The organism is Nonomuraea sp. NPDC050783 (assembly GCF_040802095.1).
Taxonomy (GTDB): Bacteria; Actinomycetota; Actinomycetes; order Streptosporangiales; family Streptosporangiaceae; genus Nonomuraea.
Genome location: NZ_JBFAHK010000026.1, coordinates 1 through 25,746, shown reverse-complemented (window position 1 = coordinate 25,746; position 25,746 = coordinate 1). Strand labels below are relative to the sequence as shown.

The window sequence follows — 25,746 nt, the reverse complement described above, 5'->3', positions numbered from 1 at the left end:
GGGTCCACTATGTGTCAGCTGACCTCGATGGCTCGCGTCGCCGGCTTCAGGTCCCGCGAAGCGGATGCCAGGGTCGCGCGAGCGGCCTGCTCAAGCATCAGCTGCGCCCACGTTCCAACGGAGAGCCGGGACTTGCTGGCCGCCTCCGTGATCATGGCAAGCTGATCGTCGGTGACATCCAGGTGCAGTTTCAAGGCCATGGCGCTGTCGCCGATACTGGCACCTTCATGCCTGTCGTGATCGTCAGCGGTTACCCCGGCCGCGATACCTCGGTCAGCCGGGTCCTCGCCGCGCGCGGCGAGGCTGGCGCGCACCTCGCGCCGCAGGGCGTTCCTCGACCAGCCGAACAACTCCGCCTTCCGAAGCCAGTAGTCCTGCTCCGGCTCGGGGAGACCGGCGACCGCGGCGTGATGCTCGAAGCTCAATCCCGCCCGCCGCCTTGCGTGCTCGAACTTCCTGGCGACCCACGCATAATTGCGAAGCGTCTTGTAATCAAGCGAGGTCTGCTCGATGGCACTGCGATAACGTCCGGTGAAGCGAGTTTCACCGTAAATCAGCCAGTCGCCCAGGCACCATGCCGAGCTGGTCGCGGCCTCGGCCAATCCCTGGCCGATTCCAAGCCAATTATCAAATGGTATTCTGCTGTCAAGGCGCAGTCCTGTCGAGGGCAGAACGGTGACACCGGCTGCGATATGACCTGCGGGCAGGGACGAGAACTGCGAAGGCACTCCTGACTCAGCTTCCATTACCCCATCCTCCTGAACATGGTGCAGTCAGCGGGAGTCGCCGGCACGGTGGTGAAAGTTCTTGCGAGCTCAAGACCCGCCCACTTTCGTCCGCTCGCCCAGTCCATCGCTGCACGAAGTCCGGCGGCCGGCCTTTCGGCCATCTGGCTCACACCTCCGACCATGGAAGGCAGCGGTCCTTCTTCGCTCTCACGGCGCTCTTGTCGGACCCCTCTCGCGTCCACGCGACAGCAGCGCACAGACACCGTGCCGGTAGTGGCGTAAGGGCGGCGTTCGGCAACGTGGCTTCAGGCCCCGTCGGGGACCGTTACCACGTCCCAGAGCAGCCAACGGCAGACGTCTCCTGCAGAAAGCGCCCGAGGTGATCGCATGCCTGACCAGCCGCAATTGTCCGTGGTGGTCCCCACCTACAACCGGGCGCCATTGTTGCGCAAGACGCTCGCGTCGCTCGCCGATCAGCGCAACCCGCCGCCGTTCGAGGTCATCGTGGCCGATGACGGGTCCGCCGACGACAGCGAGCAGGTCGCTGAGGAGTTCAGCGACCGCCTGGCGATCCGCTACCGCTATCAGGAGGACCAAGGGTACCGGGTAGCCAAGGCGCGGAACATGGGCGCGGCCATCGCCAGAGCGCCGATCCTGGTGTTCCTGGACAGCGGCACGCTAGCGGGGCCTGACCTGCTCGCCGGCCACCTGCGCGGCCAGGCCGAGCACCGTCCGGGTCCCCGATCGCCGGCCCGCGGGGCGGCCGTCATCGGCTACACCTACGGGTACCGGCCCTATGACCACACCCCGGGGCTTGCCGAGGCGTTCACCTTGCTCAGCCCGCGGCAGGTGTACCAGCGCTATCTCTCCGATCCGCTGTTCCGCGACTCGCGTCATGAAGAGCTGGACAAGATCGACTTCAGCTTGGCCGGGCTGAGGATGCCGTGGCTGTTCTTCTGGACGCTGAACGTGTCGGTGCATGCCGACGACTACACGGCGGTGTCCGGCTTTGACGAGCGCTTCCAGAGCTGGGGAGGGGAGGACCTGGAACTCGGGTACCGCCTGCACCGGCACGGTGTGCCGTTCGCCTGCGACATCCGTCCCTGGGCGATGGAAATACCGCACGAGCGCGACCACGAGGCCAGTATCGCGAGCAACAAGAACAACGCGCTGCGCATTCTCATGGCGCACGCCGACCCTGCTGTCGAGTTCTTCTGGGCACTGCTGACGCGCGACTACATCATGTTCCCCGCCGAGGACGCCTACCGTGATCTTGTGGACTGGGAGGAGCGGGTCGCCGACCTGGACGTGCAGCCAGAAGTGGACCACGGCACCGCGGACCTGCCGCCCGGGGCCCGCGTGGCGGTCTTCGGCAGCGGCGCGAGCGTGCCTGGTCGTGGGCTGCGCGGCGCGTTGGTGGACTTCGACGACAAGCTCCTCACTAGGGCATCCGTCGACTGCCGCTTCATCACGCGTCACGGAATCGGCCTGCGGACACCCTGGCCCGATAACGCCTTCGACCGTGTCGTGATCACTTCCCGGTTGTCACGGCTGTGGCCGCAGTGGGGCGAGGTCATCCGAGCCGAGGCCCTGCGGATCGGCGCCAATGTTCGCTGCGCCCCGGCCCTCGACTGGGAAGCCGGCGAGGCGCGGACGCGTTGACACGCGCCCCGCCGGCTGACGCCACCCCTTCAGAACGGATGGGCGTCCACTCGGCGGCGGGCTGGTTACGCCTTCCCGCTTCGCCAAGCGCAGGCTCAGGGATACACATGTCGGTGCTGAGCTTCGACGATCCGGGACAGAGACATCGCCGAACGCGCTCTGTCGTGCCTACGGACCGACCTCGACAACGGCCGCGATCACCTCCTCATGGCCCGGACTCATGGCCCGGAGCTCAACCCCATGGTCACCCACAGCAAGCTCAGCAGCGGAAAACCCCAAGACCACCCTCGACCCGCTCGATCAACGCCATTCCCGCGTGATCACCTGCGTGGGGATGTGGAAAGAAGGCTCCGACCTGCCGCAGCTCAACGTCGCGGCACTCCACGACCCGCACAAGAGCCTCGGCATCACGCTGCGGTTCATCGGCCGCTTCGCCCGCGTGTCCCCCGCCCCGGTGGGCAACGCCACCGTGGCGGCATCGCGATCCAATCTTCCGGCGGTGGGCCGGCACGGCAAGAGAGCCATGAACCGACACGGGCTGTCACGTCCCGTCATCACCGAAAGTGGGCCAGAGCCGTTAAGGTGACACTCCCGGGTGTTCAAGCAGGTCAGGGTCATGTTGAGAGCAGGAGATCACAAGGCGCTCCCGCTCTTCAGATGGGGGTGCGTGGTTCACCTGCCCGGCTCCTTCAGCGCCGCAGGAGCGTGAGCGGGCAGTCCGGTGGGCTGTTCGGTGGTGGCGCACAGCGGTGAGGCGGTGATCTGCGCCCGCCCGGTCTGGTCCGTCGTGTACTGGTCCCAGAACCACTGCATGCTGTCGCAGCGCAGGAAGTAGCCTTCTGCGAACTGGTGGTGGGAACCGGTGTCGAAGGCGGTGTCGGTGACCGGGTGGAAGAGGACCTGCTGGACCAGGGACACGTCGCCGCGTTGCTTGGCCATCAGGGTGAGGGCGGCGGCCCGTCGGCCCTCACCGCTGCGCCGGGTCGGGTGTGGTTGCCGGGACTGTCGCGGGGTCGGGCCTGCCGCCGTCACCAGGGGAGTACGCCGGCGCGGTCGGTCACCGTGCCGGTGGGCGTGTCGGGCCCCAGGGTGGCGATACGCACCGCCGCCTCCGCGCCCTCCTCGACGCTCTGCCCGATGTAGCCGGTGAACTCGGTGGCGGTCTGGCCGGGGTCCACCGCGTTGAAGCGGACGTCGGGGATCGTCCTGGCGTACTGCATGGTCAGCATGGTGACCGCGGTCTTCGACGAGCCGTAGGCGGCGAGCGGGTACTGCGACTCGACCCGCCCCGGGTCGTGGATCAGCGTGAACGACCCCATACCGCTGGTGACGTTGACGACCGACGGGGCGGCTGCCTTCCGCAGCAGGGGTAGGAAAGCGTGCGTGACGCGCACCAGGCCGAAGACGTTGGTTTCGTAGACGTGGCGGATCTGGTCGGCCGTCATGTCCTCGGGTGCGGTCACTTCGCCGAGGACGCCGGCGTTGTTGACGAGAATGTCCAGGTGGCCGGCCCGCGCGCGCAGCGTCTCGACCGCCGCGCCGACCGACGCGTCGTCGGTCACGTCCATCTGGACGAAGCCGGCGCCGAGCTGGTCGGCGGCCTTGCGTCCCTTCGCGGCGTCCCGGTCCCCGATCCAGACCGTCTGGCCCGCCTGGATGAGTCGGCGCGCGATCTCGTGGCCGAGGCCCCTGTTGCCGCCGGTGATCAATGTGGTGGTCATGTCGTGTCTCTCCTGTGTGTCGTCGGAGCGGGTGCCTCCGGAAAGCGGCTACCGGGAGCACTCGCGGGATTGGGTTCGCTGCGGTGCGTCCCGTCGGCGTCGGCGCCGGGCGAGCGTCCTGCTTCAGTGGGCGGGGCGGAACGGGCGCAGCAGGCGGATGCCGTCCTCGATGGAGCCGTCGATCAGTTCGAGCATCTGCGGGACGAGTTCCCGCATCCGGGGCGCGGCGAGGTGGGCGTCGAGGTGGGCGCGGGTCTCCCAGCGTTCGTAGATGACGAACTCGCCGGGTCGGCCCTCGACTTCGTGGGCCTCGTAGTCGATGTTGCCGGGGTCGTTGCGCGAGGGGGTGACGGCGGCGGTGATGAACGCCTTGAGGTCGGCCTCCCTGCCCGCCTTCGCCTTCGCGTCCCAGACGACGGTCACGTAGCCGGTGGGCGTTGCGGTCATGGTGATTCCTTTTCTGTTCCGTGTCGTGTTCCGTGCTGACGGGCTGTGTCCCGGTACCGAGCCGGGTCAGCTCCTGATGAAATCGAGGAGATCGGCGTTGACGGTGTCGGCGTTGACGGTGCACATGCCGTGGGACAGCCCCGGGTAGACCTTCAGGCGCGCGTTCTTGACCAACGTGACCGCCATCTCGGCGGAGTTGGCGATCGGGACGATCTGGTCGTCGTCGCCGTGCATGATGAGCGTGGGCACGCCGATCGCCCGGAGGTCGTCGGTGAAGTCGGTCTCCGAGAACGCCTTGATCCCCTCGTGGTGCGCCTGCGCGCTGCCGGTCATTCCCTGGCGCCACCAGTTCTGGATGACGCCCTGGGAGATGTCCGCGCCCGGGCGGTTGAACCCGTAGAACGGCCCGGAGGCGAGGTCGAGGTAGAACTGGGAGCGGTTGGTGGCCACGGCCTCGCGGAAGCCGTCGAAGACCTCGACCGGCAGCCCTCCCGGGTTCGATTCGGTCTGGACCATGCGCGGCGGGACCGCTCCGATGAGGACGGCCTTGGCGACCCGCCCGGCACCGTGCCTGGCGACGTAGCGGGCGACCTCTCCACCACCGGTGGAGTGGCCGACGTGGACGACGTCGCGCAGGCCGAGGTGCGCCACCACGGCGGCGGCGTCCGCCGCGTAGTGGTCCATGTCGTGCCCGTGGCCGACCTGGGCGGAGCGCCCGTGCCCGCGGCGGTCGTGGGCGATGACACGGTAGCCGTGCTGGACGAGGAACAGCAGTTGGGCGTCCCAGTCGTCCGAGCTCAGCGGCCAGCCGTGGTGGAACATGATCGGCCGGCCCGAGCCCCAGTCCTTGTAGAAGATTTCGGTTCCGTCGCCGGCGATGACGAACGGCATGGTCTGCTCCTCGTGGTCTCGCCCGGGTACCGGGCGGTTTCGATGTCTCCACGAGAATGGCTCGGCGGCCGTGCCGACAGCCTCCGTCAGCTGACTGACATCCGGCCGGCGGCTCGCTTACGTCAGTACGGGCGGCTCGCTTACGTCAGTACCGGGGCAGTGCTGAGACCCGGCCGGTAGCTGTCACGGCCGGGTGGCCGGAGGCTCGGGAGGCAGCGCCTCCAGTGCGTCGCGGAGCTCGGCCCGCGATGTGATTCCCAGCTTCGGGAACACATGGTAGAGATGCGACGACACGGTCCGCGGCGAAAGGAACAGATGCGACGCGATCTGCGGGTTCGACAGGCCCGTCGCCGCCAGCCTGGCGACCTGCAGCTCCTGCGGGGTGAGGGCCTCACCGGCCTTGTTCCGGCCGGTCCGCGTCATGCCGGTGGCACGGAGCTCCGCAGCGGCCCGGGCCTCCCACGAACGGGCCCCGAGTTCCTCGAAGCGGTCGCGGGCGGCGGCCAGCTGCACCCGGGCGTCACGGTTGAGCCCTTGCCGGCGAAGCGCTTCGCCGTACGCCAGATGAGCATGGCCGACCTCGAAGGGCCACTGCTCGACGCCCGGCAGCGCGAGTGCCTCCTCGAAGCACCGGACCATGTCCTCGGCAGTTGATGTCATCGCCGTGACCGTGGCCGAGCTCAGCGCGAGCCGCGACGAGAGGTGGCCGACACCGGCGTCGCGCAGCGCGTCCGCGTGCCGTCGCGCCTCCGCGTGCCGCCCGGTGCGCACGGCGGCCTCGACGAGGTCCGGCGCGGACCACACGGCCTCGGGGTTGAACGGCGGCAGCACACCCGGGGCGCAGATCGCTGTGGCGTGCCGGAAGGCGGTCTCGAAGTCGGCGGCGCCGAGGGCCGCCCGGGCCGCCGCCTGGTGGGCGCAGTTCTCCAGCCGCCGCAGTCCCCTGGGTCCTGACCATCCCCAGATGTCCTCGCAGTGCTCCCGGCACGCGTCGAGGTCGCCGCGCTGGGCCGCGACCATCGCGGCGATGTAGTGCCCCACCTGGGCGAACAAGTAGTATCCCATCTCCTCGGACAGGGCGATGAGTTCGTCCGCGGCGTCGGCCGACGCCTGCCACCGGCCGGTGTAGAGGTCGTCCAGGGCGACGAACATCAGGGCCGGCATGCTCGACCCCACCGCGCCGCCGTCGCGTATGACCCGGGACACGGCCTCGCGACAGCCCGGAAGCCGGTCGAGGTAGGAGGCGGTCAGAGCGGTGCGGATGACCACGTCGGCGTTACTCTGGTCCCTCAGCCGCGCGATCTCCTCGTCCAGGCGGCGCAGCATGCCGTCGGTGACGGAGCCGAGGTCGTGGTGGACGCGCCCCAGGTACGCCGCGGCGGCGGGCGCCGCCGCGGGAAGCTGTGCGAGGACCTTGGACAGAGGCTGCCAGTGCTCGGGCCGGCCCGAGTACTGGCTGGCGAGCGTGAGGGTGAAGAGCGCGGTCTCCAGCTCGCCGGACGGCGGACCGGGCGACATAGGCGCCTGCTCGATCGCCGCCATCAGCAGCGTGTGGGCGGTGTCGGCGTCCCCTTCCGTGACGAGCGCGAGGAAGCCGGCCGTCGCGGCCGCCGAGAGCGACTGGGCCGCCGGATCGCCCTCGACCTCACGCATGATCTCGTGGCTGACCTCCAGATGACCCGCGACCCAGGCGGCGACGTAGGCGGCCTGCGACAGGCGGCGTCTGCGGACTGCCCGGTCGGGGCTCAGTTCGGCCGCGCGCCGCAGCCTCGCGATCGCGCCGTCGGCGTCACCGCGTCGCAGGCTGCTGCGGGCCGCCGACTCCACGGCGGCGGCGACCGCCTCGTCGGGCGCCGTCGTGGCTCTCGCGAGGTGGTCACCGCGCCGCTCGGGCTGGTCGCCCAGCGCGTCGGCCAGCCGGCGGTGGGCGGTGCGCCGCTGCTCGCCGGTGGAACCGTCGACCACCGCGGACCTGACCAGCGGGTGCCTGAAGCGCACCGTGCGGCCGTTCTCCGCGACCATGACCAGGTGGTCGCGCTCCGCGGGAGCGAGTTCCTCAAGGCTGCCCGGCCCGCCGGCCGCCTCGAGGACGCCGATGTCGCCGGAGCCCTCGAGAGCCGCGAGCAGCAGTACCTCGCGCGTTCTGCGCGGTAGCCGTCCGACGCGGGCGCTGTATAGAGCGCGCACGTCCCGTCCCTGGCCGCTCGCCCACCCCGCCCCTTGGCCGTGTCGGCCGCCGGACGCCCCGGTGGACCCGGCGAACTCGAGCAGGGCCAGGGGGTTTCCCTGTGCCTCGTGCGTCAAGGTCGAAAGGACCCGGCGGGGGAGGTGGGCGAAGCGCCGGGACAGCAGTCGCAGGGCGTCCGCGTCGTCCAGCGGCGCGATCTCGAGCTCCGGCAGACCGGTGGACCGGAAGGAATCGCCGGACTCCTCTCGCTGTGCTCCGAGCAGCCCGATGCGGCGACCGCCCAGTCTCCTGGCGACGAAACCCACCGCGGCCCGGCTCGCCTGGTCGACGGCATGAAGGTCATCGACCACGAGGAGCAACGGCCGCTCCTTCGCGGCCTCGTCGAACAGGGACAGTGCCGCGTTCAGGACGGCGATCCGGCTCGGCGCGGGGCCGGCACCGAGACCGAGGGCGACCTCGAGGGCCTCCCGCGTGGAACGCGGCAGACGACCGAGCTCGTCCGGCAGCGAGCCGACGAGCTGATGGAGCCCCGCGAAGCTGATGTCCGTCTCGTACTCGTCGCCGCTCCCGTGGACGACCCGCATCCCCTTCGCCACCGCCAGCTCGGCGGTCGCGTCCAGAAGTGCCGTCTTGCCCACACCCGGATCACCGGTGAGCAGCAGGGCGGCTCCGTTCATCCCGGCCATGTCCAGGAACGCCGCAAGCTCGGCGAGCTCGTCCTCCCGGCCGACCAGTCCGGTCGGGCCGACGCCCATGTCTGTCCTTGACTTCGCCCACATCCGCCGTGTCCCTCGTCCTGCCTCGCGAAGCAGTCGAAACACTAGCCACGCACCTGACCAGCAAGTATTGCACCCACCGGCAAATGGAGCCTGAAGCCGTCTGCTTCGCCGACACCCGAAGACCAGGAACACGATGACGCCGACGCCGCTGCCGAGTCCGTCCTGCTCCACTTCTCCACCCCGCGCGACCCAGCGACCATCGCGGCCTTACTGCGCACCCGGGCTTACTGCGCACCCGGGTCTACCGACCCGGATCCCTGATCTGGCCACAGAGCTGACAAGCCCTGCGGCGCCGGCAGGCCGGGAACGAGATCACCGGCCTCTACCCCGGTCCCGTACGACACGGGACCGGGGTTGGCGCGACGAAGGCTTCTCCGCTTGGGAGGTGGCTTCACCAGCGGAGAAAAGGCGCTGCGGGCGGGCGAGCTGGAACCGCGGCGCAAAGAACTGCTCGCCGCACGCGAGGCCGGGACGGTCTGGGAACCGGGCGAAGAGGCCCGGGAGGCCAAGCTCGCCGCACTACGGTCCTACCGGCGGGCTACAGGGCACCTCGCACCGTGTCAGGACGCAGTGGGGCGAGGGCGAAGCGGTGGTGCCCATCGAGCGACACTTGGCCAACGTCCGCCAAGGGCGGCCTCGGGAACGCCCCGAGCGGGCCGCGGAACGCGCGAAGCAACTCGATCAAGCCCGCTGAGGCTCCGTTCGGCGCTCCGGCGGCACCGCGTGCGGCGAAGGGGCCCGAGCAAGGCGTACGGTCGCGTGGGTCACCGCGTCCGCGTTCCGCCGTGAGGACATCGTCCAGAGCCAGCGGGTTCGCGGTGCCGAGCGGGTGCGCCCGGCGTCGCCGGCGTGAACCACGTGTCACCGTCGTTGAGCAGGTGCACCGGGCGCACGGCACGGGCGCGTCGTACGCCGTGCCGGCCAGGATCCCGCGGCGGCGAGGGTTCCCTCACAGAACTGGCACCGCGACGCCTTCCTCGCCCCTCCCGCGCTCCGGGCTCACCCCGAGCGCCGTCAGCGTCACCCCGGCTGCCACCGCCAGCGCCGCCACCAGCCCCGCCGCGAGCACCGCCCAGTGACCCAGGAACGTACAGACGACCACCAGCAGCGCCGTGACCGGCAGCACCGACTGCTGGGCGATCCCCACCTTGTAGAAGCGCGAGTGCAGCGCCCACACCGTGAGCAGGAACAGCGCTGTCGGCAGCGTCACCGCAGCCGACGCCGACAGCGCCGAAAGGTGCGCCTTGCCCACCGCCTGCTCCACCGCCACCTCCAGGCCTGCTCCGATCGCGGCACCCGAGACGAAGATCAGGTAATGGCCGTAACCCCAGAGGAAGGACTGCCGGTTGGACCGGAGGTGCCCGTGGATGGGGACCGCGAAGTACACCCACCAGGCGGCGAAGATGATCAGCAGTCCGCCGGCGGCGATGGGCAGCAACTCACCCAGGGCCTCGTGCTCGTCGATCCCCGACTTCACGGCGACGGTGGCCGCCGCGATGGTCTCGCCGAGCACGATGAGCGTGAGCAGCCCGTACCGTTCGGCGATGTGGTGGGGGTGCCACGGCGTGGGGTGGGCCCGCTCCGCGTACAGCGGTACGGCCATCTCCAGCAGCGTCATCACCAGGAAGAGCCACGGGCGGCCGGCCTCCGGCAGGGCCAGTAGTCCCAGCCAGCCGATCTGGCACAGCCCGATGGCGTACCGCAGCGCCATCGTCCGCTCGGGGCCCTGGCTCGACCGCGCCACGCGCAGCCACTGCGCCGTCATGGCGAGCCGCATGATCACATAGCCCAGGATGACGACCAGGTACGCGTGTTCCTCGAATGCCTGGGAGACGCCTGCCGTCAGGACGAGCACGCCGGCTATCTGGATCAGCGTGACGATCCGGTACAGCACGTCGTCGTTGTCGTAAGCCGAGGCGAACCACGTGAAGTTCATCCACGCCCACCAGATGGCGAAGAAGATCATCAAGTAGTTGAGGATCCCCTCGCCCGTGTGTCCCTCGACTATGGCGTGCACCAACTGGGCGCATGCCTGGGCTATGGCCACGATGAAGCACAGGTCGAAGAAGAGCTCCAGTGAGGAGACGACGCGGTGGGTCTCGTCGCGGCCTCGCGCCGTGAGCTGACGCAGTGGTCTGTGGTGTGCGGGCGCCGCGGAGCACGCCGGCGGCGGAGCCGGGCTGCTTGTCATCTGGTGAGCCAAGCTCCGAAATGCCGCTGCAGCCGGGGATTGATCTGCCAGACCATCGCTGCTGCCGCCGCCGGGACCAGCACAGCGAGTCGCACCGGCAGGTACAGATCCTCCAGAACGGGGTCCGTGGCCAGGCCGAGCAGGACGATGGTGGGGTAGATACCGCACACGGTGAGGAGCCACAGCTTCCAACGCCGGACGGCGGGCGGAACGGTGGGGCCGAGCCGGGGTTCGGCGTTCGCGGACGCGTTCCGGCTCCGCTCCCGGAGCGTATGCCGGATGTCTGTCGCTGCCGGTGGGCTTGGCAGTCCAGGATCGTCGGCACCGTAGGCGTGGGTGACAGTTCTCTCGTTCATGGACCACTCCACATCGAAATGCTGCGTATCGTTTTGATTCCATCGGTTCCTGCGCGACCGAGGCGATGTCGGTGCTGCGTGATGGGCTGCCCGCGCGCAACAGCGGCAGCAGTTGCCGGGTGAGCGGCACAGGGCCCAGATGGTTCACCGCCAGCCGCTGCTGGTGCCGTGCCGCCGCTTCGGCCGCGCGTCGCTGGGTCTTGGCCGGAGCGGACAGGTCGGCGATGTATTGCTCGGCCCCGGAACGCTTCGCGATCAGCGCCAGTCGCTGCGGGTTACGACCGTGCAGAAGCAACTGGTGCCCGGCTTGCGCGAGTTCCTCGGCCAGAGCGAGACCAAGACCGTATCTGATCAGTGAGCGGACTGGGTGTGGTCCTGCTCCACGTACACCTTGAGGGCCTGGAACTCCTCGATTGCGCGCGGGCCGCACAGGTAGCCGTAACCGCTGCCCTTGACGCCGCCCTCTTCGAAGTCCTCGCTGATGGCTCCCCAGGTGTTGATCCATACCGTGCCGGTGCGGATGCGCCGGGCGACCCGGCGGGCCTTCATCGAGTCCGAGCTGAACACCGAGGCGGCCAGGCCGTAGACGGTGGCGTTCGCCTTGGCCACGGCGTCGTCCTCGTCGTCGAAGACCTCGAACGTCTGGACCGGACCGAAGACTTCTTCCTGCACGATTCGGACGTCGGTGCGGTCCACCTCGATCAGGCTCGGCCGGTAGAACGCGCCGGCGGCCAGCGGGCCGTCGGTGACCACACCGCCGCGCAGCAGCACCGTGCCGTACGAGGCGGCTTCCTCGACGATCGCGTCCACCCGCTGGGCGGACGCCCGGTCGATCACCGGGCCGAGCTGGGCCTTCTCGTCGTCGCCCGACCCGAGCCGCACCTGCGCGAGCGCGGCGGTGAGGCGAGTGCGCACCTGGTCGGCGATGTCCCGGTGAACCAGTACGCGGGAGCCGGTGCAGCAGAACTGCCCGTTCATCAGCACCAGCGACTGCACCACGGTGGGGATCACCATGTCCAGATCGGCGTCGGGAAAGATCACCATCGGCGCCTTGCCGCCCAGTTCCAGACCGAGCCGCTTGAGCGTGGTGGAGGCCGCGGCCGCGATACGGCGCCCGACCGGCGTACTGCCGGTGTAGTTGATCACGTCGACCTTGTCCGAGGAGACCAGGAACGGGGCCCCGGTGTTGCCGGACTCGGTGAACACGCTGACCACACCCGCCGGGATCTCCGGGACCGAGGCCAGGACCTGCGCGAAAAGCTCATTGGTCAGCGCCGTCTGAGCCGGAAGCTTGACCACGACGGTGCAGCCGGCGGCCAGCGCCGGGCCCAGTGCCCGCACGGTCAGCATGATGGGAGAGTTCCAGGGAGAGATGATCCCGGCGACACCGAGCGGCTCGGGCACCGAGTGGGTGTACTGGCCGGGTGCCGTCTCGGCGGCGCGCCCGGCGGTCTGGGTGCGCACAGAGGCCGCCGCATACCGCAGCCATCCGACTGCACCGCTGACCTCCCACGTGGTCTCACCCAGCAGCTTGCCGTTCTCCCGGGACAACATGGCCGCGATCTCGGGTACCCGGGCCTCGAGGGCGTCGGCCAGCCGGCTGAGTGCGGTCGCCCGGAGCGAGGGAGTGCGCGCCCATTCGGTGGTCGCGAACGCGGCGGCGGCGGCGTCCACGGCGGCCGAGGCCTCTGCTTCGCCACCGTCGTAGAACGAGCCGACGACGGTGCCGTCGGCCGGGCTGATCGATTCCAGAACCGAGCCGGAGCCGGTCCACTGTCCGTTGATCCAGTGCTGCGCGATGGTGTCCATGGTTCCGCTCCTCGTGGTCTCGCCCGGGTAGCGGGCGGTTTCGATGTCTCCACGAGAATGGCTCGGCGGCCGTGCCGACAGCCTCCGTCAGCTGACTGACATCCGGCCGGCGGCTCGCTTACGTCAGCACCGTGGCAGTGCTGAGACCCGACCGGTAGCTGTGCGATCCGCGGGTTCGACAGCCCCGTTGCCGCCAGCCTGGCGACCTGCAGCTCCTGCGGTGTGAGGGCCTCACCTGCCTTGCCCCGGCCGGCCCGCGTCATCCCGGTGGCGCGGAGCTCCGCCGCGGGCTGAACGGCTGAAGGCAGAGGGCCGGCTACGGGCCAGCATCAGGAGGAGGGAGGTCAGTGAAAAGGAGATCGCAGAGATGATCCCTCGCTTGGCCGAGATCCACGCGCTGGCCTGGATCGGCCTCTACCAGCGCCAGGGCCACGAGGTCGCCACCTCCGAGCAGATCGCGTCCAGCGTGAACACCAATCCCGTGGTGATCCGGCGGCTGCTCGGCGACCTGCGCAGGGCGGGGCTCGTGGAGTCCCGGCGCGGGGTGGGCGCGGGCTGGACGCTGGCGCGCGACCTGGAGGCGATGACGCTGCTCGACGTGTACGAGGCGGTGGAACCCGGCCCGCTGTTCGCGTTGCACCGCGCGGCCCCGGACCCGGGATGCGTGGTGGGGCACGGCATCCAGCCGGCGATGCGGCGCGTCTACGACGGCATCGAGAAGACCCTCCGGAGCGAGCTGGCCCGCGTCACGCTGGAGGACGTGCTCGGGGATGTCCTTGCGGCACCTCGCTGAGCGGCCCTGCCCGTGGGTCCTTCGGGGTCAGTGACCGAGGTGGAGATCGCGGGCGCGATCGAGGGCTTCGTGCTAGCGCAGGAAGCGGCGCCGGGCCTGGACGTATTGGGTGGGGGTGAGGCCGGTGAACGTCCGGAACTCGTTCCCGAAGTGGGCCTGGTCGAAGTAGCCGGCGCGGCCGGCGAGTTCGATCCAGTCGATCGGCCTGGTGGGGTCGATCGTGAGCACGATGGAGGCGAAGCGGTAGGTGCGGGCCGGCCGCTTCGGCGTGATGCCGATGAGGGCCTTGAACCGTTGGGCCAGGTGGGTGTTGCTGACGCCGGCGGCCGTGCTCAGGTCGCCGATCGTCACGGCGCCCGCAGCCGCGGCGATGACGGTGCTCGTGTGGCGGACCAACTCCAGCCCAGTGGTCTCGGTGAGCCGGCGCATCAGCTCCTCCTCCAGCAGCCTCAGCATCTCGTGCGGCCCGGGTGCCGTGGCCAACCGCTCGCGCAGCTCGGCGGCAGGCAGTCCCAGGAACGGCGCCAGGCCCCATGGCTTGAAGTGCACGCCTACTGATCTGGTGTCCAGCGGGTAGCCGACCTCGAGGGCGCGGGTGGGCGTGGTGATCACGCACCCGTCGGCGTAGCTCGCCGTCTCGGTGCCGGTGGTGGCGGCGTGGATGGCGAACGGTGGTCCGAGGTTGAGAATGAGCAGCGCCGACGGCACGGGCGGCACCCTCAGCCGGGGGTACGGTGGGGTGCCCTCCAGGTAGTAGAGGTCGTCGATCAGGCTGTTGAGGGGTGGTCGCGGCACCAGGGACACGTACTGCACGGGTCCCAGGATCGCCGATGCACGGGTAGGTCTCCAGGTCGTCGTCGTCGTCGGACGGGACGGGGCAAGGCAGGGCACGAGGGAGTGATCAGGTGTCGGACAGCGAAGTCCGGGCGAGGTGTGCGGCCTCCTGCGAGGTCAGTTTCGTCCCGCGCAGGAATGCCTCCGCGTGCGCGGCCTCGCCCAGGACGGCTCTCGTCGCCGCCATGATCCGGTCCACGTCTCCGCGTTCGGCGGGCGGCAGGGGCGCGCCCACGCTTCGACGGGCTGCGTCCGCCGCGCCGAGCAGCAACGTTGCGGTCTCGGCTCGGTCCGCGTCCCGGGAGGACGACAGTGCCGCCGCGCCCGCCAGCCCTTCGAAGGACAGGGCCATGGCCCGCGGTTCCCCGATCGAACGGGCGACGTCCAGACCGCGCAGCTGATGATCGGCGGCGCGGGCCGCGTCACCGCGTAGCTCGGCGGTGAAGCCCAGCTCGACGAGCAGCAGGTGTTCGCCGGCCGGTGAGGACACGAGATCGTCGCGGAGGCGGGTCAGGTACGTCTCTGCCGTGTCGAGGTCGCCGGAGCGGCGGGCGCCGAGGGCGAGACCCATGACCGCGTGCACCTCGCCGTAGACGTAACCCTGCTCGGCGGCCAGCCGCCGAGCCTGTTCGTGCAGGTCGTGGGCGCGGTCCCAGGCGTGGGAGAGCAACGCCAGCCGGCCGAGCCCGGAGTGGCGGGCGGCGACCTCCGCTGCCAGGCCCAGCTCTTGAGCGATGCGCAGCCCCTCGGTCTGGAGGCGGGCGGCCTCGGAGTAGTCGCCCTTGATCTCGGCGAGGGTGGAGAGAGGCGAGACGGTCTGCAACTCGCCCCAGCGGTCGCCGAGCCGGCGGAAGAGCGCGGCGCTGCGCAGGCCGTCGCGGGCGACGGTGCCGAGGTCGCCGCGGGCCAGCGCGTTCATGGCTCGCAGCGCGAGGACGGCCGCGGTGCCCCAGTCGTCGGTGCTCAGAAGGTCGAAGGCTTGGGCGTTGAGCTTCTGGCTGGCGTCCGGGAGGCCGGCGTGGAAGAGGGCGTAGGCGTGCAGCCACAGCGCGCGGCCTCGCCGTACCGGGTGATCGGTTCGGGAGGCCCGCGAGCGGTCGCCGGTCAGCAGGGCGAACGCGCCTTCCAGCAGGCGTAGTTCGGGGGATTCGGGGGCGAGGGCGAGTACCGCCGACAGGGCGCGGCGGCCCTCGTTCAGCCTGCCGCGTAGCAGCCACCACCAGCACAGGGCGGTGGCCAGCCGGGCGGCGGCGTCCGGGAGAGGTGCGTCCTGGAGGGCTGAGCGGAAGTTGGCGGCTTCGGCGTCGAGGCGGTCGAGCCACGCCTGCTGCTGGGGACCGCGGAGGTGGGGTTCGGCTCGCTCGGCGAGGTCGAGGTAATAGTGCAGGTGGCGCGTGCGGACGCTGGTAAGTTCTTCCGCTTCGTGCAGGCGTTCCGTGGCGTAGGCGGCCACCGATTCGAGCAACCGGTAGCGTGGGCCGGCCGGGCCGTCGGCCATGACGACCAAGGAGCGGTCCACCAGGCGGGTGACCAGGTCGAGCACGTCCTCGCGGGGGACTCCGTCTCCTGCGCAGACGGTTTCGGCCGCGTCCAGGGTGCAGCCGCCGGCGGGGACGGACAGGCGGCGCAGCACCACCTGCTCCGGTTCGCTGAGCAGGTCCCAGCTCCAGTCGATCATCGCCCGCAGGGTTCGCTGGCGTGCCGGGACGCCTCGTTGTCCGGCGGCGAGCACCCGGAAGCGGTCCTTGAGACGCGCCGCCAGCTCCCGCGTGCCCAAGCCGCGTACCCGGGTGGCCGCCAGTTCGAGGGCGAGAGGGATGCCGTCGAGGCGGCGGCAGATCTCGGCGACCGCGTCGCGGGTCTCGTCGTCGAGGGTGAAGCCGGGGGCGGACGCGCCGGCGCGCTCGGTGAACAGCTGGATCGCGTCGGCGGGCTGGAGCGGCTCGACCAGATGGACGATCTCGCCGGTCAGGCCGAGCGGTTCGCGGCTGGTGGCCAGGATGCGTGCTCCGGGTGCGGCGCGTAACAGCAGGCCGGTGAGTTCGGCGACCGGTTCGATGAGGTGTTCGCAGTTGTCGAGCACGAGGAGGGTCCGGCGCCCGCGCAGGGCGGTGGCGAGGCGGTCGGTGGGGCGACGGGGCATACCGGGGGTCGGGAGGTCGCTGCTCAGGCCGAGGGTGGTCGCGACCGCCTGGGCGAGGTCGGTCACGTCCCCGCGCTGGTCGGCCAACTCGATCAGCCACACCCCGTCGGAGAACCGCAGGTCCTGCGCTCGCGTCGCCGCCTCCACCGCGACTCGCGTCTTGCCCACCCCGCCCGGCCCGACCAGCGTGACAAGACGGGCGTCATCGAGGAGCTTGTCGATCTCCTCCAGGGGCTGCCGGCGTCCGATCAGGGCGGTGAGCTGGGCGGGAAGATTCGTCCTTGGACGGTCGGGGGCTCCGGGAGGCGGGCCGAGCGAGGCGTCCTGGCGCAGGATCGCCTGGTGGAGCGCGGCCAGCTCCGGGCCGGGGTCGACGCCGAGCTCGTCCGCCAGCCGGTGGCGCAGCTCCTCGTACGAGGCCAGCGCCTCGCTCTGGCGGCCGGCCAGGTAGAGGGCCCGGAGCTGGACGGCGCGCAGCCGTTCACGCAGGGGATGGCGGGCCACCAGCTCGGCGAGCTCCCCGGCGAGCAGGACATGGTCGCCCGCGGCCAGGCGGGTCTCGGCCTGCTCCTCCACGACGGCGAGGCGCTGTTCGGTCAGGCGGTGCGCCGCCGCGCGGACGAACTCCTCGTCGGCGAAGTCGGCGTACGCGGGCCCGCGCCACAGCTCAAGCGCTTCGGCGAGTAACGCGGCTCGCGTCGTCGGGTCGGCGGAGCGGGCTTCGGCGGCCAGGGTCCGGAACCGGTCCGCGTCCACCTCGTCGGACGGGCCGAGGCGCAGCAGGTAGCCGGACGCCTGGTAGGCCACGCGGTCGCGGCCGAGAGCGCGGCGCAGTTGGGAGACCTTGGCCTGCAAGGCGTTGGCGGGATTGCCCGGTGGCTTCGTCCCCCACAGATCGTCGATGAGCCGGTCGGCGGCGACCGGATGTCCCTCGTGCACGAGCAGATCGGCGAGCAGCGCCCTGACCTTGACTTCGAGGACCTTGACCGGCCGGCCCTCGTCGTCCCGCACCATCAGCGGACCCAGCACTCCGAACCACACAGGGGCCACCGTACACAGGCCACCGTACACAGGGCCTGGTGGCGGACCATCAGCGGACCGTCAGGCCATCCGAAGCGCTCAGGAGCACAGTCGCCGACATGACCATGTCAAGCGCAACGTTGACCTCCCGCCTGTTCGAACCCGCCCGGCTCGGTGCTCTGCACCTGCCCAACCGGCTGGTGATGGCGCCGCTGACGCGCAACCGGGCGTCGGCCGACGGCGTGCCTGAGCCGATCATGGCGACGTACTACGCCCAGCGCGCGTCCGCCGGGCTGATCATCGCCGAGGCGACCACGCCGAACGCGGTCGGACAGACCTATCCCGATATTCCTGCCATCTACCGCGACGCGCATGTGGCCGGCTGGCGTCGCGTCACCGGCGCGGTGCGCGCCGCGGGCGGCACGATGTTCCTGCAACTGCAGCACGGCGGACGAATCGGCCACCCGGAGACCACCGGCCTGACACCGATCGCGCCCTCGCCGGTGGCGTTCCCCGACCCGATCCACACTCCTGGCGGGCCCAGACCGGGTGTCGTGCCTCGCGAGATGACCATCGAGGAGATCCGGTCCACCGCGGACGACTTCGCCGCCGCGGCCCGGCGTGCCATCGACGCCGGGTTCGAGGGGGTGGAGGTGCACGGCGGCAACGGTTACCTCATCCACCAGTTCCTGTCGGACACCACCAATCACCGCACCGACGCCTATGGCGGTCCGGTGGCCGGACGCATCCGCTTCGCGGTGGAGGTGGTCGAGGCCGTGGCCGACGCGATCGGTCCCGAGAGGGTGGGGTTGCGTATCGCGCCCGGCGTCACGGCCAATGCCATGCGGGAGCACGACATCGAGCGGGTCTATCCGGCGCTTGTCGAGGCGCTGGCGGACAAGGGGCTGGCTTACCTGCACGTCGTGTTCGCCGACCCCGGTCAGCCCTTGTTCCATCGCATTCGCGGTGACTGGCCTGCTGTGTTGATCGCCAATCCGGCGCTGCCGTGGCCGACTCCGATGCCCGCTGACGGCGGGCGGTACGCGGGGGAGCGGTTGCTCGCGGCGGGGGCCGATCTGGTCTCGCTGGGGCGGGCGTTCCTGGCCAACCCCGATCTCGTCGAACGGTTCCGCCGTGGGGCGCCGCTCAATCCGGTGCGTTCGGAGTACTGGTACGGGGGCGGGGAGCTCGGATACACCGACTATCCGGTGCTGGCCGGACCTGCCGTGCGTACCGGGACATCTGCCGGCGCCTGAGGCCCCTGACGCGTGCCGGCACGCTACCTGAGCGCCAGACATTACTGTCCGTGCTGGAAAAGAGGTTCCTGTCGATCTGACAAAAACCTAGGGTGTGCTCATGCCCGACGACCCATGGCAACCGCCGCGCATCCTGCTCGCGGTCGACCTGGTGATCCTGACCTTGCGTGACGCGCGCCTGCACGTCCTGCTTGTGGAACGTGGCGTCGACCCGTTCCGCGGAGCCCTCGCCCTCCCAGGTGGTTTCCTGCACGACGAGCACGAGGACCTCGAGGCGGCGGCGCGGCGCGAACTGCTGGAGGAGGCGGGCCTGTCCGACGTGCACCTGGAGCCCCTGGCCGTGTACGGCGAGCCGGGCCGCGACCCGCGCGGCCGCGTCGTGTCCGTCGCCTACCTGGCCATCGCGCCCCGGCTGCCGGAGCCGGTCGCCGGCACCGATGCCGCCGCCGCCTCCTGGACCCCGGTGGACGACGCCCTGGCTCCGGGCGCGAAGCTGGCGTTCGACCATCGCCGCATCGTCATCGACGGAGTCGAGCGCGCGCGGGTCAAGCTGGAGCACACCGCCCTGGCCACCGCTTTCTGCGCCGAGTCCTTCACTATCTCGGAGCTCCAGCAGGTGTACGAGGCGGTCTGGGGTGTCCGCCTCGATCCCCGCAACTTCTACCGCAAGGTACAGGGCGCCCGCGGCTTCATCGTCGCCGACGGCCCGATGCGCAGGACCCCGAACGGGCGGCCCGCCCGGCTCTTCAAGGCGGGCCCGGTCCATGTCCTCAATCCCCCGATGACTCGGCCTTAGGAGGTCGATGGTCATGATCGTGATCCTCACCGCGCTGGATCTGGAGTATCAGGCCGTCCGCGGGCACCTGAGCGACCCGCGCGTGCACCGTCACACCGCCGGTACCCGCTTCGAGGTCGGCCGCCTCGCCGGCGACGGGCGCCGGGTGGCTCTGGGCCTGGTCGGCAAGGGCAACCATCCGTCCGCGGTGATCACCGAACGGGCGATCGCCGAGTTCTCGCCGTCGGCGCTGCTGTTCGTAGGGGTCGCCGGGGCGCTGTGGCCCGGTGTCGGCCTGGGCGACGTGGTGGTGGCCACGCACGTCTACGCCTACCACGGCGGCACCAGCGAGGACGACGGCCTCAAAGCTCGTCCGCGGGTCTGGGAGATCGACCACGAGACCGACCAGATCGCCCGTCACCTCTACCGCACCGGGGCCTGGGCCCGCCACCTGCCTGCGGGAGCGGCTGTCCCCGAAGTGCGTTTCGGCCCGATCGCGGCCGGCGAGGTGGTCCAGGACTCCGCGATCTCCGCCCACGCCCAATGGGTGCGCCACACCTACAACGACGCGCTCGCGATCGAGATGGAGGCAGCCGGCGTGGCGCAGGCCGCCCACCACAACAGGTCGCTGCCCATGGCCGTGGTACGCGGCATCAGCGACCGCGCGGACGGCACCAAGATCGAGACTGACGGCCTGAACTGGCAGCCGAAGGCGGTGGCCAACGCCGCCGCCTTCGCCGTGGCCCTCGCCCAGGAGCTGGCCGTGGAGCACGACAACCGGCCCGCGGGCAAGGCGAGAGAGGCAAGCGACATGTCCGACAGTGTGAAGAACGTCGCCCGCGACAACGCACGGGTGGGCGTACAGGCGGGGCACATCCACGGCAACGTCACGGTCGGACACCCTCCTCAGAGCCAGTCGGCCGACCCGATCACCCAGCTCGCCGAGCTGCGCGACCGGCTTGCCAGGGCACACAAGGCCCGGGAAGTCGACGAGGACACCTTCACCGCGGCGGAGGAGGAGATCGCCGTCGCCTCCGAATCGCTGGCCGAGAGCACCGAGGCGGGCAGGAGCAAGGCGATGATCGCGCTCAAGAGACTCCGCGGGCTCCTGGCGGACGTGGCGGAGCTGGCCGCGCACGTGTCGGCCGTGATCGCGGCCATCCGGAGCGTCCTGTGAACGATTCCGCCTCCGGCCCCGCCAACGTCGCCCAGGACTCGGCGAACGTCGCCGTCCAGGCCGAGACCATCCACGGGCCGGTCAACGTCTACCAGGTCGCGGCGGCCCGTTCGGCCGAGGAGATCTTCCAGGCGGGGCTGAACTGCCTTCGCGCGGGAATGGCTCCGGAGGCACGCGATCGCCTCCGCGAGGCCGTGGTCGAGTGCAACTACGTCAACGGCCGCTCCTGCTTCTACCTGCTGCTGGCCCTGCTCAGCGGGCGAACCCTGCAGCAGCTGCCGCCGCACGAGATCGACATGTTGCGCTGCGTACGCGGTGCCGTCAAGGACGACGACGCCTGGGCCGACGCGATCAAACTGGTCGACCGCCTCCTGGCGTCCCGGCCGCAGGAGAGCCGGGCTGTCGGCCTGGAGCAGGAGTTCCAGAAGCTGACCGACGAGCAGCGTAACGACCTCCTCCAGCACATGGAGATGTTCCTGGACAGCTCCGCCGAGGACGCCCTCTGGGCGCGCGCCTTCGAGGCGGCCAAGGACGACCGCTGCGCGCAGAACCGGCTGGGCCGGGCCTGGAAGTTCTTCCAACCCGAGCCCATCGGCCCACGAGTACGGCCGGCGGACCCCGTCCTCGTCGGACCCGGCACCTGGACCGCGGCCACGGCGACCACCGCGCTGGCCCTGGCGACCGTCGGCTTCGTCGGCACCACGGCCTGGCAGCACAACGAGATGGTGGCGCTGTCCGCCCTGCTGACTCTCGCGGCCGGCTGCTACGTGAGCGTGCGCAGCGGTGTGGAGTGGAGGTGGAAGAAGGAGCGACGCCAGGCGAAGGACCGCGAGTACCTGCACAGGCCGACCGTCACCACGCGCCGCGACGGCTTCGCGAGCAAGATCGATCGGCAGTTCCGCCACTATTTCGCGCTCTACACTCCACCCGACGCGGACCCGGGTCTCTGGCTGTCGGAGACGGCGGGAATCCGGCGTGCCCTGCGCGACGAGGTGGTCACTCTCTACCGGGAGAGCACGGTCAACGCCAAGCGCGTCGCCTGGCTCACCAGATATCTGGTCGCCGACGTCGCGCGGCGCTGGAAGGCGGGAAAGCTGTGGGACTACCGCGAGGAGCTGCGCGTCCGCGTGCTCCTGAGAATCAGGTGCGTGCTCACCTCGATCGCGGCGGTCGTGGCCGGCGGCTTCCTGGTCTGGAGCGCCGCGCATGTCAGACCGCTGCTCGTGTCGCCGGCCGCGATCGTCGCTCTGGCCTCGGTCTGGTCGATGGCCCGCCTCTGGCTGCGCATCGCCGCCGAGTACAGGCGCCACTTGGCCGACAAGAGGGAGAAGGAGCGCCTGCTGGCCGGCCGCCGGGCGGCTTTCGAGAGGTGGAAGCGCAAGCTCGACGACAGACCGGACGACCTCGAAATGGCCCGCTGGCTGGAGTGCGACCGCAAGGTGCTGATGGAGCAGGCGATGGATATCTACCGGTTGAAACGGCAGGGCGTCCTCGCCCACGCCTTCATCGAGGCGCCCGCCACGCCCTCCTACGACAGGGCACGCATCGAGAACGGGCCGTGGCGCTATTCGAAGTACAAGATCCTGCTCTTCCTGCTCACCAAGGACGGCGTGCGGCAGTTGACCCAGCACCTCGACTTCCGCAAGGCGACCACCCGCAGCCGGGCACGCACCAATTACCGCTACGACGCGTTCACCTCCGTCCAGGTGGCCGAGACCGACAACGGGGAGAACATCTTCGAGCTGACCTTGACCAACGGCGATCCGATCAAGGTCAAGGTGACGGATCCGCCCACGGAGGTCACCGAGACCGAGGACACGGATCCGCAGAACGCCTCACAGCTGACTCTCGGCACGGCCGGGCTCGGTAACGCACTGCACGTCCTGGAGGGGGTCGCCGCGGAGGGCAAGGAGTGGATCGCTTTCGAACGTCAACGCGAGAAGGTTCCCCTTGCGGAGGTGAGCCAGGCCGTGAGGGCCATCTTCGCCTGACGCCGGTGCGCTCCTCGGCGGCCCGGCAATGCCGGGAGCCGTACAGAGCCTGCGCACAGGTGGTCGTCCTCCCGGCTTCTCCTGCGGTCAGGTGGGGTGCCATCCAGGTCAAGGGCAGGGATCATGTTCTTTGCCTGTTCGCTACGATTTGATCGCAGCCAATCACTGGCGGAGACATGATGTGACGTCGTGACGGGAGGGGGAGAGTCGATGCCACGCTGGGGCCGACAGCAACCGGAATGCTGGCTGCTTCACTGATGGTATCCGGGCCCATGTGGGCATCCGGGCGACCGTGGAATGACGGGTACGGCCGACTCGGGCAGGTGGAGATCAGTGCCGACCGTAAAAACGTCACACTGCGTGATGCCCTTGATGACAAGGACAAGGTGGCCGTGGAGTACCAGACGACGATAGGCCGGACGATCCTCCTGCAGGCCGGCCCGAAGCGCGGATGTGTCCTGGATTCGGTGTTCTTCGGCTCCATCAAGCGGGCCAGATTCTGCTACGGCCCCGACGTCGACCCTGAGGGTGACTCGTGGCGCCGGTGCAATCCGGCACGCGACTTCTGAGGCCGAACCCAACTTCCGCGCAGGACTGAAGGAGCGGATGTGCTGACTGGAATCGCTTCCCCCGGGCTGCCGCAGCCGTCCCGCCAACGCAGCCCGGGGCTTGCCGCGCTCGCCTGCTGGTGCTCGGTGGCGCCCTGGCCACGACTCTGCTGGTGATGCGCGCCGATGAGCGTACGTCCGTCATCCGTGTCACCGGGCGGATCAGCGCCGGTCAGCCCTTCGATCGGAAAGTGTTGCAGGAGGCGCGGATCGCTGATGACGGGGCCTCGTACTGGTCCTGGTCCCAGCGTGATCAGGTGGCGGCAACCGTGGCCACCGTCACGGTGCTGCCGGGGACACTGCTCACCCGACCGATGGTCGCGGGCGGTGACGGCACAGCGGTCGCCGGAAGGGCGGTCAGGCTGGGGCTGGCGCTCAAACCCGGCCAGGCGCCGTACGACCTGCAACGAGGGGAACGAGTTCAGCTCATTCACGTGCCTGGAGGCGGACACGACTCCGGAGCGCCGGCTCTGGTCGCGGAGGAGGCGGTGGTGGACGGCGTGAGCTACACGTCCGGATCGGCCGGCCAGGCCACGGTCATCGTCGACGGCGTGATGGCGCCCGTGGTCGCGGCCTACGCAGCCGGCGGTGAGATCGCCATCGCCGCTGTACGCGCCCAGCCCTGACACCGGAGAGTTTTACACGCGGAGCGGTGCTCGATGCGTACCATAGCGGCAACGCGCAGATCCAGGGGTCGCCAAGGCAGGCGCATTCAGATCAGGACCCCTTCCTTGACAGGTTATGACAACAGTCCGTGCATGGGGCGAAACGGTTGGTCGCGTCCTCGGAGGACACTGCTTAGGTTCAAGGGGTCGTCGCAACACTGCTGCTCAGCAGCGAGTCTAGGTGATCGTTGAAGGCCTCGGCAGGGGTCCTCCAGCCGAGGCTCTTGCGGGGGCGGGCGTTGAGCGCCGCTGCGACTGCAGCGATGTCGTCGGCGCTCCAGCGGGACAAGTCGGTGCCCTTCGGGAAGTACTGGCGCAGTAGGCCGTTCGTGTTCTCGTTCGTGGCGCGCTGCCAAGGGCTGTGAGGATCGGCGAAGAAGACCGGGACGCCCGTCTCGATCGTGAACTGAGCGTGTGCTGACAGTTCCTTGCCTCGGTCCCAGGTCAGTGACCGGCGCAAGTGCTCGGGCAGGGCACCGATGGTGGCGGCGAGGGCGTTCTTCATCGTCTCGGCGCCATACCCGGCCAGCGGCGGCCCGTTCTTGGTCCGTGGGATGATGCCGTATCCCTCTTGGCGAGGTAGGTGGACCAGCATCGTGAAGCGAGTCGTGCGCTCAACCAGCGTGCCGATCGCCGACCGCTCCAACCCGATGACCCGGTCACCCTCCCAATGTCCTGGCACAGCGCGGTCATCAACCTCGGCCGGCCGCTCGCTGATCATCACCTCGGGTGTGACGTGCGCCCACGCCTTGCGCTTGGAGCGGGCTCGGGGAGCCCGCAGCGCACGACCTGTGCGCAGGCAGGCGACAAGCTCGCGCTTGAGCGCGCCCCGGGACTCGACGTAGAGGGCCTGGTAGATCGCCTCGTGGCTGATCCTCGTGGCTGATCCTCATGGACTCATCATCAGGGAAATCGGCCTTCAGCCGGTTGGCTATCTGTTCCGGGCTCCAGGCGGTCACCCATCGGCGATCTCCTCGGTGCGGCTTGTTCCGCCCTTTCCACGGCCCAGCCTCCGGCCCGAGTACCGTCCCGTCTGGCCCGTGGATCTGACCGGAGAGCCGTTCCTGCACGTAGTGGCGCAGCCGGTCGTTGGTGGCCAGCTTCACCACTTTTGGACGCTGGGCCACCAGGTCGGCCTTCCACTGCGCGACAGACGCGCGGTAGTCCAGCCGGCCGCCGCGGGTCGCGGCGTTGCGCCGTAGCTCCCGGGAGATCGTCGACGGGTGGCGGCCGAGCCGCCGGGCTATCTCCCGAACCCCGACATCCTGCGCCTTCCAGATCGCGATCTCCTCCCGCTCCTGAAAGCACAGGTAGCGGCCGGAGAGCGGGGCAAGATCCATCGGTGGCATGCCACCACCATGCCGGAACCACCGACCACCCACAGCCTGCGACACCCCGACCGCAGCAGCCGCCTCCTCAGCAAGAAGCCCTTTGGCGATCTCTCGCCAGAACGCCCGCTCGATCTCCCGCCGATGCGCTCTGGCCGACCCATCAACGCCTCCCAAATCGAGGTGTTGCGACGACCGGTTGAATCCGCCCTCCGAGCCGCGGTCCGAATGGAAGATCACCCCGTCCACGTCGCCGCCGCGGGTGGCCACCGCCATCTGCAGTGAGGCGCAGGTCAACGCGGCATCGTGATGCTCGGACATGGCGTAGCCGAGCAGCCGGCGCGAGAACAGGTCCTCGACCGTGGCCAGATACAGCTTGCCCTC

Annotated in this window: 21 protein-coding genes and 2 pseudogenes; 10 read left to right on the top strand and 13 right to left on the bottom strand. The window is 69.9% G+C overall.

Annotation, left to right across the window (positions count from 1 at the left end; translation table 11 throughout):
• Positions 1-14: 14 nt before the first annotated feature.
• Positions 15-746, bottom strand: coding sequence for an LmbU family transcriptional regulator (locus tag AB0H75_RS42545; RefSeq protein ID WP_367806249.1), 732 nt, complete (start codon positions 744-746; stop codon positions 15-17).
• Positions 747-1,115: 369 nt separating this feature from the next.
• Here AB0H75_RS42545 and AB0H75_RS42540 point away from each other — a divergent pair, with 369 nt between their 5' ends.
• Together AB0H75_RS42540 and AB0H75_RS42535 are read left to right on the top strand one after the other, a co-directional pair.
• Complete coding sequence (locus AB0H75_RS42540) at positions 1,116-2,390, top strand: glycosyltransferase (protein WP_367806247.1); 1,275 nt, start codon at positions 1,116-1,118, stop codon at positions 2,388-2,390.
• 316 nt (positions 2,391-2,706) lie between these two features.
• Positions 2,707-2,976, top strand: a complete 270-nt coding sequence (locus tag AB0H75_RS42535) for a hypothetical protein (protein WP_367806245.1) — start codon at positions 2,707-2,709, stop codon at positions 2,974-2,976.
• A gap of 86 nt (positions 2,977-3,062) precedes the next feature.
• Here the strand turns inward: AB0H75_RS42535 and AB0H75_RS42530 are convergent, their stop codons facing one another.
• The 7 genes from AB0H75_RS42530 to AB0H75_RS42500 all read right to left on the bottom strand — a co-directional run bounded on the left by AB0H75_RS42530 (position 3,063) and on the right by AB0H75_RS42500 (position 10,963).
• Positions 3,063-3,422, bottom strand: a complete 360-nt coding sequence (locus tag AB0H75_RS42530; RefSeq protein ID WP_367806243.1) for an alpha/beta hydrolase fold domain-containing protein — start codon at positions 3,420-3,422, stop codon at positions 3,063-3,065.
• Positions 3,419-4,111 (bottom strand): SDR family NAD(P)-dependent oxidoreductase, encoded by a 693-nt coding sequence (locus AB0H75_RS42525; protein WP_367806241.1) that lies wholly within the window; start codon positions 4,109-4,111, stop codon positions 3,419-3,421. Before AB0H75_RS42525 ends, AB0H75_RS42530 begins: the two co-directional genes overlap by 4 nt.
• Positions 4,112-4,234: 123 nt before the next feature.
• Entirely contained in the window at positions 4,235-4,558 is a 324-nt protein-coding gene (locus AB0H75_RS42520; RefSeq protein WP_159528653.1) for a putative quinol monooxygenase, read from the bottom strand.
• Between the two features lie 66 nt (positions 4,559-4,624).
• A complete protein-coding gene (locus tag AB0H75_RS42515; RefSeq protein ID WP_367806239.1) occupies positions 4,625-5,449 on the bottom strand; it encodes an alpha/beta fold hydrolase in 825 nt (274 codons plus the stop codon).
• A 183-nt stretch (positions 5,450-5,632) separates the two neighbouring features.
• A complete protein-coding gene (locus AB0H75_RS42510; RefSeq protein WP_367806237.1) occupies positions 5,633-8,392 on the bottom strand; it encodes an AAA family ATPase in 2,760 nt (919 codons plus the stop codon).
• Between the two features lie 973 nt (positions 8,393-9,365).
• Positions 9,366-10,607, bottom strand: coding sequence for a low temperature requirement protein A (locus AB0H75_RS42505; RefSeq protein WP_367806235.1), 1,242 nt, complete (start codon positions 10,605-10,607; stop codon positions 9,366-9,368).
• On the bottom strand, positions 10,604-10,963 hold the full coding sequence (locus tag AB0H75_RS42500) for a hypothetical protein (protein ID WP_367806233.1): 360 nt from the start codon (positions 10,961-10,963) through the stop codon (positions 10,604-10,606). The genes AB0H75_RS42505 and AB0H75_RS42500 overlap by 4 nt, the downstream gene beginning before the upstream one ends.
• Positions 10,964-11,102: 139 nt before the next feature.
• Between AB0H75_RS42500 and AB0H75_RS42495 the strand changes: the two genes are divergently transcribed.
• Entirely contained in the window at positions 11,103-11,321 is a 219-nt protein-coding gene (locus AB0H75_RS42495) for a hypothetical protein (protein ID WP_367806231.1), read from the top strand.
• Here AB0H75_RS42495 and AB0H75_RS42490 read toward each other — a convergent pair.
• Positions 11,315-12,772, bottom strand: a complete 1,458-nt coding sequence (locus AB0H75_RS42490; RefSeq protein ID WP_367806229.1) for an aldehyde dehydrogenase family protein — start codon at positions 12,770-12,772, stop codon at positions 11,315-11,317. The two genes, AB0H75_RS42495 and AB0H75_RS42490, sit on opposite strands and share 7 nt — an antisense overlap.
• A gap of 367 nt (positions 12,773-13,139) precedes the next feature.
• Between AB0H75_RS42490 and AB0H75_RS42485 the strand changes: the two genes are divergently transcribed.
• Complete coding sequence (locus tag AB0H75_RS42485; protein ID WP_367806227.1) at positions 13,140-13,565, top strand: Rrf2 family transcriptional regulator; 426 nt, start codon at positions 13,140-13,142, stop codon at positions 13,563-13,565.
• 72 nt (positions 13,566-13,637) lie between these two features.
• On the opposite strand, the gene AB0H75_RS42480 is transcribed toward AB0H75_RS42485, so the two are convergent.
• The gene (locus AB0H75_RS42480) at positions 13,638-14,378 is read right to left on the bottom strand and encodes a helix-turn-helix domain-containing protein (RefSeq protein WP_367806225.1); all 741 of its coding nucleotides are present in this window, start codon (positions 14,376-14,378) and stop codon (positions 13,638-13,640) included.
• Between the two features lie 88 nt (positions 14,379-14,466).
• A complete protein-coding gene (locus tag AB0H75_RS42475) occupies positions 14,467-17,583 on the bottom strand; it encodes a BTAD domain-containing putative transcriptional regulator (RefSeq protein ID WP_367806223.1) in 3,117 nt (1,038 codons plus the stop codon).
• A 98-nt stretch (positions 17,584-17,681) separates the two neighbouring features.
• On the opposite strand from AB0H75_RS42475, the gene AB0H75_RS42470 reads away from it, so the two are divergent.
• The 6 genes from AB0H75_RS42470 to AB0H75_RS42445 all read left to right on the top strand — a co-directional run bounded on the left by AB0H75_RS42470 (position 17,682) and on the right by AB0H75_RS42445 (position 23,995).
• Positions 17,682-18,818 carry an alkene reductase gene (locus AB0H75_RS42470; RefSeq protein ID WP_367806221.1) on the top strand — a complete coding sequence of 379 codons (1,137 nt, stop codon included), beginning with the start codon at positions 17,682-17,684 and terminating at the stop codon, positions 18,816-18,818.
• A gap of 100 nt (positions 18,819-18,918) precedes the next feature.
• Complete coding sequence (locus tag AB0H75_RS42465) at positions 18,919-19,614, top strand: NUDIX domain-containing protein (RefSeq protein ID WP_367806219.1); 696 nt, start codon at positions 18,919-18,921, stop codon at positions 19,612-19,614.
• A gap of 7 nt (positions 19,615-19,621) precedes the next feature.
• Positions 19,622-20,770, top strand: a complete 1,149-nt coding sequence (locus AB0H75_RS42460) for a purine phosphorylase (protein ID WP_367806217.1) — start codon at positions 19,622-19,624, stop codon at positions 20,768-20,770.
• Positions 20,767-22,761, top strand: coding sequence for a hypothetical protein (locus AB0H75_RS42455; RefSeq protein ID WP_367806215.1), 1,995 nt, complete (start codon positions 20,767-20,769; stop codon positions 22,759-22,761). The genes AB0H75_RS42460 and AB0H75_RS42455 overlap by 4 nt, the downstream gene beginning before the upstream one ends.
• Positions 22,762-23,084: 323 nt before the next feature.
• Entirely contained in the window at positions 23,085-23,330 is a 246-nt protein-coding gene (locus AB0H75_RS42450) for a hypothetical protein (protein ID WP_367806213.1), read from the top strand.
• 155 nt (positions 23,331-23,485) lie between these two features.
• Positions 23,486-23,995 carry a hypothetical protein gene (locus AB0H75_RS42445; RefSeq protein WP_367806211.1) on the top strand — a complete coding sequence of 170 codons (510 nt, stop codon included), beginning with the start codon at positions 23,486-23,488 and terminating at the stop codon, positions 23,993-23,995.
• Positions 23,996-24,173: 178 nt separating this feature from the next.
• Here AB0H75_RS42445 and AB0H75_RS42440 read toward each other — a convergent pair.
• Together AB0H75_RS42440 and AB0H75_RS42435 are read right to left on the bottom strand one after the other, a co-directional pair.
• Positions 24,174-25,374 (bottom strand): annotated as a pseudogene (locus tag AB0H75_RS42440) (IS30 family transposase).
• Between the two features lie 207 nt (positions 25,375-25,581).
• A pseudogene (locus tag AB0H75_RS42435) lies at positions 25,582-25,731 on the bottom strand (DDE-type integrase/transposase/recombinase); the annotation flags it as partial.
• Between the last annotated feature and the right edge of the window lie 15 nt (positions 25,732-25,746).

Bases quoted from the DNA above. Each gene is read 5' to 3' on its own strand.
- AB0H75_RS42465 (WP_367806219.1), top strand. From the start codon at position 18,919: ATGCCCGACGACCCATGGCAACCGCCGCGCATCCTGCTCGCGGTCGAC.
- AB0H75_RS42510 (WP_367806237.1), bottom strand. From the start codon at position 8,392: ATGGGCGTCGGCCCGACCGGACTGGTCGGCCGGGAGGACGAGCTCGCC.
- AB0H75_RS42515 (WP_367806239.1), bottom strand. From the start codon at position 5,449: ATGCCGTTCGTCATCGCCGGCGACGGAACCGAAATCTTCTACAAGGAC.
- AB0H75_RS42485 (WP_367806227.1), top strand. From the start codon at position 13,140: ATGATCCCTCGCTTGGCCGAGATCCACGCGCTGGCCTGGATCGGCCTC.
- AB0H75_RS42500 (WP_367806233.1), bottom strand. From the start codon at position 10,963: ATGAACGAGAGAACTGTCACCCACGCCTACGGTGCCGACGATCCTGGA.
- AB0H75_RS42460 (WP_367806217.1), top strand. From the start codon at position 19,622: ATGGTCATGATCGTGATCCTCACCGCGCTGGATCTGGAGTATCAGGCC.
- AB0H75_RS42490 (WP_367806229.1), bottom strand. From the start codon at position 12,772: ATGGACACCATCGCGCAGCACTGGATCAACGGACAGTGGACCGGCTCC.
- AB0H75_RS42495 (WP_367806231.1), top strand. From the start codon at position 11,103: ATGGTTCACCGCCAGCCGCTGCTGGTGCCGTGCCGCCGCTTCGGCCGC.
- AB0H75_RS42445 (WP_367806211.1), top strand. From the start codon at position 23,486: ATGCGCGCCGATGAGCGTACGTCCGTCATCCGTGTCACCGGGCGGATC.
- AB0H75_RS42470 (WP_367806221.1), top strand. From the start codon at position 17,682: ATGACCATGTCAAGCGCAACGTTGACCTCCCGCCTGTTCGAACCCGCC.
- AB0H75_RS42525 (WP_367806241.1), bottom strand. From the start codon at position 4,111: ATGACCACCACATTGATCACCGGCGGCAACAGGGGCCTCGGCCACGAG.
- AB0H75_RS42505 (WP_367806235.1), bottom strand. From the start codon at position 10,607: ATGACAAGCAGCCCGGCTCCGCCGCCGGCGTGCTCCGCGGCGCCCGCA.
- AB0H75_RS42520 (WP_159528653.1), bottom strand. From the start codon at position 4,558: ATGACCGCAACGCCCACCGGCTACGTGACCGTCGTCTGGGACGCGAAG.
- AB0H75_RS42545 (WP_367806249.1), bottom strand. From the start codon at position 746: ATGGAAGCTGAGTCAGGAGTGCCTTCGCAGTTCTCGTCCCTGCCCGCA.
- AB0H75_RS42540 (WP_367806247.1), top strand. From the start codon at position 1,116: ATGCCTGACCAGCCGCAATTGTCCGTGGTGGTCCCCACCTACAACCGG.